11 protein-coding genes are annotated in these 9,829 nt (G+C 33.2%); 3 read left to right on the top strand and 8 right to left on the bottom strand.

Going from position 1 to position 9,829, the window contains the following annotated elements; translation table 11 throughout:
• Positions 1-34: 34 nt before the first annotated feature.
• From ACWG0P_RS15700 to ACWG0P_RS15735, 8 genes are all read right to left on the bottom strand, one after another.
• Positions 35-2,644, bottom strand: coding sequence for a hypothetical protein (locus ACWG0P_RS15700; protein WP_455802513.1), 2,610 nt, complete (start codon positions 2,642-2,644; stop codon positions 35-37).
• Between the two features lie 21 nt (positions 2,645-2,665).
• A complete protein-coding gene (locus ACWG0P_RS15705; RefSeq protein WP_455802514.1) occupies positions 2,666-3,277 on the bottom strand; it encodes a hypothetical protein in 612 nt (203 codons plus the stop codon).
• A complete protein-coding gene (locus ACWG0P_RS15710) occupies positions 3,274-3,531 on the bottom strand; it encodes a hypothetical protein (protein WP_455802515.1) in 258 nt (85 codons plus the stop codon). Before ACWG0P_RS15710 ends, ACWG0P_RS15705 begins: the two co-directional genes overlap by 4 nt.
• The gene (locus ACWG0P_RS15715; protein ID WP_455802516.1) at positions 3,518-3,757 is read right to left on the bottom strand and encodes a calcium-binding protein; all 240 of its coding nucleotides are present in this window, start codon (positions 3,755-3,757) and stop codon (positions 3,518-3,520) included. Before ACWG0P_RS15715 ends, ACWG0P_RS15710 begins: the two co-directional genes overlap by 14 nt.
• 20 nt (positions 3,758-3,777) lie before the next feature.
• Entirely contained in the window at positions 3,778-6,033 is a 2,256-nt protein-coding gene (locus ACWG0P_RS15720; protein ID WP_455802517.1) for a hypothetical protein, read from the bottom strand.
• Between the two features lie 11 nt (positions 6,034-6,044).
• Positions 6,045-6,647 (bottom strand): hypothetical protein, encoded by a 603-nt coding sequence (locus ACWG0P_RS15725; RefSeq protein ID WP_455802518.1) that lies wholly within the window; start codon positions 6,645-6,647, stop codon positions 6,045-6,047.
• Positions 6,634-7,236 (bottom strand): accessory gene regulator B family protein, encoded by a 603-nt coding sequence (locus tag ACWG0P_RS15730; RefSeq protein WP_455802519.1) that lies wholly within the window; start codon positions 7,234-7,236, stop codon positions 6,634-6,636. Before ACWG0P_RS15730 ends, ACWG0P_RS15725 begins: the two co-directional genes overlap by 14 nt.
• 392 nt (positions 7,237-7,628) lie before the next feature.
• Positions 7,629-8,240 carry a hypothetical protein gene (locus tag ACWG0P_RS15735; protein ID WP_455802520.1) on the bottom strand — a complete coding sequence of 204 codons (612 nt, stop codon included), beginning with the start codon at positions 8,238-8,240 and terminating at the stop codon, positions 7,629-7,631.
• Positions 8,241-8,536: 296 nt separating this feature from the next.
• Here ACWG0P_RS15735 and ACWG0P_RS15740 point away from each other — a divergent pair, with 296 nt between their 5' ends.
• From ACWG0P_RS15740 to tnpB, 3 genes are read left to right on the top strand one after another with little or no spacing between them, the layout of a single operon-like run.
• Positions 8,537-9,043 (top strand): IS110 family transposase, encoded by a 507-nt coding sequence (locus ACWG0P_RS15740; RefSeq protein ID WP_455802521.1) that lies wholly within the window; start codon positions 8,537-8,539, stop codon positions 9,041-9,043.
• A 49-nt stretch (positions 9,044-9,092) separates the two neighbouring features.
• A complete protein-coding gene (gene tnpA / locus ACWG0P_RS15745; protein WP_455802522.1) occupies positions 9,093-9,371 on the top strand; it encodes an IS66 family insertion sequence element accessory protein TnpA in 279 nt (92 codons plus the stop codon).
• Positions 9,368-9,718 (top strand): IS66 family insertion sequence element accessory protein TnpB, encoded by a 351-nt coding sequence (gene tnpB / locus ACWG0P_RS15750; RefSeq protein WP_455802523.1) that lies wholly within the window; start codon positions 9,368-9,370, stop codon positions 9,716-9,718. Before tnpA ends, tnpB begins: the two co-directional genes overlap by 4 nt.
• Positions 9,719-9,829: the final 111 nt, after the last annotated feature.

Raw genomic sequence — 9,829 nt, forward strand, 5'->3', positions numbered from 1 at the left:
ATCTTCCTTGTAGACCTAGACTATGTAATCTACGTTACAAACTTCTTTCATTCGATATACCTTCTCTATCATCTCCACTACTGCCATTCAATGTATCATTGCCTTCTCTTCCATATAGCTTACTTTCTTCAAACATTGCATCTAATGTATCAGATCCAGATGTTCCTTCTAACACTTTTGCGTACTTGACGATATCTTCTTTTGTCCAAATTGTTCCATCTTCAAATACGATACTATAATTTCGAGCATTTACATTTTGTAGTGCATAAGTTAAACGTATCCTTCCTCCATCTTTGATGTTGATATCTATTTCATAGCTACTATACTTTCTGAGGTAGATGTCTTCTGGATTGATGTCTTTCAACTGTATAATGTTATTTCCTTCATAATCATAGATCGTATCATACCCATCTCCTTTACGATAAATATACGTATCGTTTCCTGCTCCTCCTGCAAGATAGTCATTTCCTAGATTACCAACAATATAGTTGTCCTTTGATGTACCATTCAAAACATCATTTCCTGATGTTCCTATCATTGAATTCTCATTGCTTTTCAATATTATTTCTACATATGATGTATTCTTAAATTGTTCTGCGAATTTAAAAAATGCATTGCTTTCAGTACCATCGTTACTTAAAATATAACTCAACCCTGCTAGTACATTTTCTACATCTCTTCCTTCTGCTATATCTAGCTTGATATATCGACTTAATCTGTCTACATTTACATTCAAAATATTATTCTCTGTCAGACTGAAGTATCCAGTATACTCTTTCAATATTCCCTTCATCATGATCTGTATTAAATATGTACGTATGATATCCTTATATGTTTCCTTCAATATTGGTGCTGCTGCATTGTTTGGATTTGCTCCATCCTTTCCTACATACTTCTCTCCTGTGAATGCTTCTATCACTGCCAGTTCCTTTGCATCTATATAGCCGCCTCTACTGTTTGATGCTATATTGTCTGCTCCACTCATTATCTTTAACAATTCTTTGGTTAATGTTTCCTGTGCCTTTACATCTGATGTTGAGATGATCTTACCTATCAACTCTCTGATTCTTCCAGTTTCATCTTTCATGATTGCCTGCTGCAATGATGCCAAGTTTCCAAACGATCTTACTGCCGGCAGTTTTTTTACTTCCTCTGATATTTCAACTGTTTCTTTTTCTATACTATCTGCATAATTAGGCTTTGTCCATATTTCCCCAAACTCTCCTGTGGTTCCATCATCTTTTGAATACGTTCCTTCATTCCTGATTTCAATACCATTGAAGGATACTATATTTCCTTTTGTCTTTAAACTGATTGACTTGATTCCTAACTCTTTTAATGTTTTTAATTCTCCTGCTTCACTGATGCCGTCTCCATTGTCCATCCACAGTCTCAGCTTGCTGAAAATAGAATCTTTTTCATCTATGATTCCATCTTTGTTTTCATCAAATTCTACCAGTGCCTGTAAACCGCTCTGTGCCTGTGTTCCGTTTGCCAGTATCGTGAAGTTGCTGAATAATTCTTTTCCATTATCGATGACTCCATTTTCAGTTCTGTCATATACTAGCAAACCATCTCCACTGCCTACCCAACTCATCCTCTCTTTCTTCCCATTTCCATCCAGATCGAAATACGCTCCATCCAGTATACTCGTTGGTTTTAAACCATCTCCATCGATATCAAAGATGAGCGGATCCACTTTCTGCTGATGTGATGCGTCATCCACATCCTGTTTGATCTTTGTTATTACTCCGTTATTGAAAAGATATTCATGATCCTGTTCTTCACGGAATGTTTCTGTTGTTTTCTCATAGTATTTGTTCTTGATTTTATTTGTAAGATCGATGATGTTCTGATTCTTCACACGATATTCAGGGAATGCGATTTCCAGCTGCTGCTGTGTCGTCATATGTCCTGCTCCCTTGCTCGATAGCCATTTGTCAAAGATTGCCTTCAATTCTATCATCTGTTTCTTTGCGTAATATTCATCCATCGATCCATTCATTAAAGTATCTACAAGTTCGTCAGCTTCTTTCGAACTTCCTGCCTTGCTCAGTTCGTCATATAATCGATTCAGTCTGTCATAATGTTCATCATATAATCGCTTCAAATTTTCCATACCGCTTATGATGTCTGCACCTATTTTGAAATAGAATGTAAAATATGAGCCTATAGGTCCAAAATAGTTGGTCGCATTCCCGATGTTCGACATGATGCTGGATACAGATCTGATCATATCAACAGGATTTTTAGATTCATTATAATCATTGATTTTCTTTATCATATCCGATGCTTCCGTGACATCACTGACGATACCGTATACATTGATGAGATCCGAAACCATACTTTTAAAATTAGATCCTGCCTCTTCTGCCATATTTGTCCCCAATTTATCAAATATAGCCGTATTTTCATTTTCCGAAGTGTTCTTGATGATATTCGCTACTTCGTGTGCCGTCAGATCTTTGAATATCGCACTTCCGAAATTTGCCTTTTTATACGCCGCGACCATATGATTGATGACTTCATCTATCAGCTTTTCTGCCGTTAGTGTTCCTGCCTGTTCCTTGATCCATTCTTCAAGGTAGCCATCATCTCCCTGCTGCTTTTGAGTCATTGCGGTCATACTCAAATTTTTTTCCATCTTTCTTCTCCACCTTTCTTTTTATTTTTCTGGATATTTAGATATCGTAAAATATTCCATTTTTCGTTCATCGCTAAGCCTGATTAGGATCCGTTCCTCTCGATTCTTTTCTTTTTTATTGAAATACTGAAGAACATTGTTCCCATCCGTATCAGGCTCTCCAAGTAGTTTGATAATATCTTCCTTCGTACTTTCATTGTTTAGGCTACCCATGGAATAGCTGTTCTGTGGCGTTATCGTATCAAAGAAGATACCAAATAAGATAGAATCTCTATTTTTTTCCTCTGCTGTCGTGTTCAGGAAAAGCATCTGCGCATATTTCTCTCCTTTATAGAAGATATTACCCAATACGCATGGAGTTCCTTCATCATTTTCAAAATATATGAAAGATGGTTCATCTCCAAACGTATAATCATATCCCAGTTCGTTCAATGTTGTAGGTATCTTTACTTTTTTTCCATTGAGAATCAGCTGATCACTAAAATCATCCACTACACCTCGGCTATCTTGGGGGTTTTTTGTGATGTCGGCTTTCGGTTTTTCATTATTACCACATCCTATTGTCATTCCAAAAAACAGCAGCAGCACCAGTAATACTCTCATTCTCTTCATTCTTTTATTCCTCTCTTTCATATCCGTTTCTCGATTTCCATCATGACCATGATCATGAACAGTGTATTGCATATAATCAATGAGTTCTCATGTTCTCCAATGATTATCAAAATGATAGATAATACAGCAGAAACTGTTGCACTGACTGAGCCGTTTCTTTTATATTTCATTTTGATTAGTCTCGTATAGCATTCAACACAGCTTCCGTTTTTAATGAAATATATCATAATCCCTGTAAGCAGTATCGGAACAAGATGAATTTCATATTTTATCATCTCCGATTCCTCCATCTAAAATATCATTGCCGTTGGAACCTCTAATATAATCATTAAAAGAAAAATCACCTTCTTTATCTGTAGATTCTTGAATAAATCTGCAACTTACTTCTTCTGTATCCCATATTGTTGCATCAGAAAACTCCATCTTGAATACTTTTACTTCTCCACCATAGTAATATTCTTTCAAGATGATCTTCTTCTTTGTACTTATTATCGTTATCACTAAACTTTTATATCCATCTACTATGACATGTTTAAGCTCAAATCACTTGAATCGATATCAAGAAACTTCAGTGTATTGATTCCTTCTCTATCATATATCGTATCATTTCCATCTTCTTTACGATATATGTATGTATCATTTCCTGATGTTTCTATCATCGAATTCTCATTGCTTTTCAATATTATATCTTCATATGATGTATTCTTAAATTGTTCTACGAATTTAAAATATGCATTGTTTTCAGTACCCTTGTTACTTAAAATATAACCCAACCCTGCTAATACTTTTTCTACATCTCTTCCCTCTACTATATCTAGCTTGATATATCGACTTAATCTGTCTACATCTACTTTCAAGATATTATTCTCTGTCAGGCTGAAATATCCTATATATTCTTTCAATATACCCTTCATCATGATTTGTATCAAATATGTACGAACTATATCCTTATACGTTTCCTTTAATATTGGTGCCGCTGCATTGTTTGGATTTGCTCCATCTTTTCCTACATACTTTTCTCCTGTGAATGCTTCTATTACTGCCAGTTCTTTTGCATCTATATAGCTGCCTCTACTGCTTGATGCTATATTGTCTGCTCCACTCATTATCTTTAACAATTCTTTGGTTAATGTTTCCTGTGCCTTTACATCTGATGTTGAGATGATCTTACCTATCAACTCTCTGATTCTTCCAGTTTCATCTTTCATGATTGCCTGCTGCAATGATGCCAAGTTTCCAAATGATCTTACTTCTGGCAGTTTTTTTACTTCCTCTGATATTTCAACTGTTTCCTTTTCTATACTATCTGCATAATTAGGCTTTGTCCATATTTCCCCAAACCCTCCTGTTGTTCCATCATCTTTCGAATACGTTCCTTCATTCCTGATTTCGATACCATTGATGGATCCTATATTTCCATTTGTCTTTAAACTGATTGACTTGATTCCTAGCTCTTTTAATGTTTTTAATTCTCCTGCCTCACTGATTCCATCTCCATTATCCATCCATAATCTAAGCTTACTGAAAATAGAATCTTTTTCATCTATGATTCCATCTTTATTCTCATCAAATTCTGTCAATGCCTGTAATCCACTTTTTGCTAGTGTTCCATTTGCTAATACTGTAAAGTTACTGAACAATTCTTTACCATTATCTATAATTCCATTACTATTTCTATCATATACAAGTAGTCCATCTCCTTTGCCTACCCAGCTCATTCTTTCTTTTTTTCCATTTCCATCCAAATCAAAATAAGCACCTTCCAATATGCTCGTTGGTCTTAATCCATCTCCATCAATATCAAATATGAGTGGATCTACTTTATTTTGGTTTGATGCATCATCTACATCCTGTTTTATTTTATCTATCATTCCATCTGGACCAAATACATATGCATGATCTTGTTTATCTCTCCATTCTGCTGTCGTTTTTTTATAATATAGATTTTTTATTTTATTTGTTAATATTTCTATATCGTTTTCAATGAAAATATAGTCTGGATAAAGTTGATGTATTGCTGCTTCTGTTGTAATGAATGATATTCCTTTGCTCTGTAACCAACGATCCAATAGTTTTTTTATTTTCATTATTTGTTTTTTCTGATAATATTCACTCATATCACCTTTACTTAATGAATTTAATAGCTCATCTGCTTCTTCTGGAGTCGCTGAATCCTCCATTGGCTCTAATAACCCCATTAATATTTCATGCTTTTCTCTGGCTTTTGCCTCCAATGTTTTCATCCCTGCTATAATATCTGAACCTAATTTTAAATAAAATGTAAAATAACCACCAATTGGTCCTAAAAATCCTGTGACATCTCCCATCGTATTCATTGTTTCTGATATAGCATTGATCAAATCATATGTGCTTCCTGTACTATTATAATCTTGTATTGCATCCATCATAACTTTTGCATCCATTGTAGTATCTAGTAAATCTTTAGCAGTAAATAAACCTGTTACAAGCCTTTTGAAACTTGCTAGCGTGCTACTAGAACCACTATCTTCAAACAATTTGAGAGAATCATTCAAATATGACAGGTCTTCTTCTGACGTATTTTTTATTAAGTTTGCAAGTTCATCTGCAGACATAAACTTCATTATTTCTTTTGCACCTTCAATACCAGTCTTTGAGTACTTTCCAACTAAATGTTCTGCAATAGCAAAAGCTAGTTCTTTTGCTTCTATATTTTTTCCTGATTCTTTTAACCATTCTTCTAGATATCCATCATCTCCTGGTTGTTTTTGTTTTAATTCTATATCCTTTTCTTCCATTTTTTTTCCTCCTAGTCTTCTGAACTTTTTGTAATTATGAAATATTCTATTTTCTCATCTATCAAATGAATAACTATTCTATTATGTTTTCTTCGCTCGCCATCATCCTTTTCATTAAAGTACTGTAAGACAACCCCATCATCAACATTTGGTTTTCCTAAAGTATTCTCTATTTCTTCTCTTGAGGCTCCTTTTTTTAAATTTTGTAAAGCATAATCCCCAGTATTACTAGCTTTAAATCTTATTTCGCATATTACTGAATTTCTATTCATGTTTTCATTATTTGTATTATAAAGAGTTACTCTTGCATAAGATTCTTCTTTATAAAATAGCTCCCCTTGTGTATATGTTATTCCATTATCTTGTTGAAAATTCATATATTTTTCTGTATTTCCATAAGAGTATTCATCCCCCAATTCAGTCAAAGTTGTAGGAACTTTGACCTGTTTCCCATTTAGAAAAAGCTGTTTACTAAAATCATCTACAACACCTCTGCTTTTTTCAATTTCTTCTTTCTCTTCTTGTTTCAAATCATTACTATTGCTACATCCTATTGTCATTGGTGTAAATCCCAGTAATAGCAACAATACTAATAGTATCTTAATTCTTTTCATCTCTTTCTCTCCTCCTAGTTTTTATTTCTATCTCCATCATTATGACGATTCCATTTAGCGTATTACTTATAATATTTGAGTACACATGCTCGTTTACCAGCATAAGTCCTAGACTTATAAAGCAAAAAACATTTGTTACTATGATTCCATTTCTAGTATATTTAGCTTTACCTAATTTCGTCTCACTTTCAACCACACTCCCTCTTATGTATATGTATATCACTGCTAAAATTATTGATACCATGCAATATATTTCATTTTTGAATGATATTGACATTTGTAAAATTACTAATGTATTCAAAATTGTAAGTATATAGCATCCTATATATGTCTTTGCATGATATCCACCCATATAATGCTTTACACTTATGAACACAATTAGATAAAGCAATATTTCCATTAGATTTACAAACTGTATTCCTATTAGAAATATAGAAGTAAATGTAACTATCTGTGTAAGACATAATTCTATGGCGAATCTAATCTTTTCTATTTTCTCTTCTCCAATGTACCCTTTTCTATATAATTTTATTGATAACCTTCTTGATATGTTTTCCAATCTTTCACCCCTATTCTTTAGAATAATCATATCGCATTTCTATTTTAATTTTATTTTTTTAATTCAATGGTCACATTTTATGATTAAATGGTCAAAATAGAAAAAAGAGGTGTGACTTTATATGTCACAACCTCAATTTTCAGGAATGAATTAAGTCGATTGTTTTTGATTCATCTTGACTACTGTTTAATTGATTATTTATCAGCGATTCATCGTTGCTATTCAAACAATATGTCTATTTCATTAAACTTACGATATCATTGTTTATCACTTGCCTTTCTACCATTCTTTCTAAATTTGAATCATTAGCATTAGTCGATTCATTTTTTATCATATTAACTTCACTCCTATTTAGTTTTTCTTCCATTTCTACTTCACGACATACACTTGATCAGTGCATTATCTCCCTTCTTTGTTTTAAATCACTCCATTTCATCTTCTAAATCATCTGGATACTTACCCAATATCAAAATAGAAAGTTTATCATTATCATCCAGTGAAATAACAATTCTCTCTCCTTTTAATGAGTTATCTTTATTAAAGTACTGTAAAACACCATCACTATCCTTAGAAGGTTTTCCCAATGTCTCTAATATTTCATCTCTTGATGATCCTCTTATTAATGAATTAAGTGAAAAGCTTTCTTTGGGAGTTTTTGTATCAGTAAATATACCATATATGATTGAATTCCTATCCAAATTCTCGTATTTAACATTCAATAATACGATTTGAGAAAAAAATTCTCCCTTATAGTTTAAATCTCCAAGTGTGCATTGAAACCCATCATCATTTTTAAAATCAATGTAAGAAATCTTATCACCATAGGTATAATCATCACCTAGATCATTTAAGCTCGTAGGCATTTTGGCCTGTTTCCCATTTAGAAAAAGTTGATCACTGAAATCATCTACAACACCTCTGCTCTTTTCAATTGTTTCTTCTTGTTTTGGTTCATTACTATTGCTACACCCTGTTGTTATTGGTGTGATTCCAAGCAACAGCAATAATACTAGTAATATTTTAATTCTTTTCATTTCTTTCTCTCCTCGTATAATATGTAACGTAATCAGTAAGACTTCATTTGTCATTACTGGTTGAAATTCTCTTCTTATTTCAAGATAATAGAGTAGTTCTGTATCTAAGGTTGTCTATTTTTCTCCTGCAGACTGTTGATCTGCTTTCAAAAGACTGATTCCTTTAAACAAGATACTCTTTATTCACTGATTGGTTTGTTGAAGAATGAACTTGTTTCATATCTTCTCATTGACGAGGTTGTGTTTGTCTTGCTTTAGAGGTGCAATACAGAACTGATTACGAAAGGAAGATTTATATGAACCATTATTCATTTTTTGTTGGAATCGATGTTGCCATGATGAAACATGATTGTTGTATCATGGACAAAGATTCAAAAATCCTGATCAAGAAGTTTACTTTTAATAACACGTTACCTGGATATCAAAAGTTTGTTGATATACTAACTACATTTTCTACCGATAAATCCCAGATTTTCATTGGTTTAGAAGTAACTGGTATCTATGGTGATAATCTCTACGAGCGTCTTAAAATGGATGGTTTCAATATCATTATGATCCGCCCTGAATCGGTAAAGAAATATCGTGATTACTTAGGACTTCCAAAAACTGATAAGCTGGATGCCAAATGTATTACAGATATTCTTGTCAGAGGTGAGGCGAAACCTGTTTCTTCACAGAAAAAGGAATATGCTGAATTGAAATCACTTACTCGTAGAAATGCTTGTTTGAAGAAAACTTTGACTCAGGAGAAAAACCGATTCCTTGCTCGAATTAATGGTAAGCGTCTAATACAGCCCATCTAGAAAAATAAGAACTCCTGTAGGATAATATATTCAACAGGAGGTGAAGTCAATGCCAGTAAAATATGATTATGATTGGGAAAAGCTACACAAAGAACAGCAATTATCAGGATTGAATATGAAACGATTCTGTAGAGAGCGTAGTCTTCCTTATCAGAGTTTCAAGAACCATAAATACCAATCTGTAAACAAAGCAGATGAAGTTAGTATTGTACCAGTGAAATGCAAAGAACAGAAAAGAATTTCATTCGTAATGAATGGAGTTTCTTTATCAGTAGATGCTTCATTGGATGATGAAGGACTACGCAAAATCATGAAGGCATTACAATGATACAGTTTCAGGAGATAGCACAAATATATATGGTTAAAAACTACACAGATCTGCGAAAAGGAATCGATGGTTATGCATCCCTTATACAAGATATACATCATCTTAATCCTTTTGAGGATGCTTTGTATATTTTCTGCAATCGACATCGCAATAAGATCAAGTGTTTGTACTGGGATGGAAGTGGATTCTGGCTTTTATATAAGCGTTTAGATAAAGGACACTTTAAATGGGTTAAGAATGAAGAAGGAACCATCATTCTTTCCCAACAACAGTTAAAATGGTTATTAGAAGGTTTACGAATTGACCAAAAAACAGCCTTCAAAAAGAGTAAGCCAATGTTTGTATAAAACAGTGAAAAAAGCCTATAAATATCGTGTATTTTGGTATAAAATGTGGTATAATTAAGACATGAAAAACAGAGAAGAAATCAAAACAAAACTGCAATCGATGAGTCAAGA

The sequence above is a fragment of the Amedibacillus sp. YH-ame6 genome, assembly GCF_053848845.1.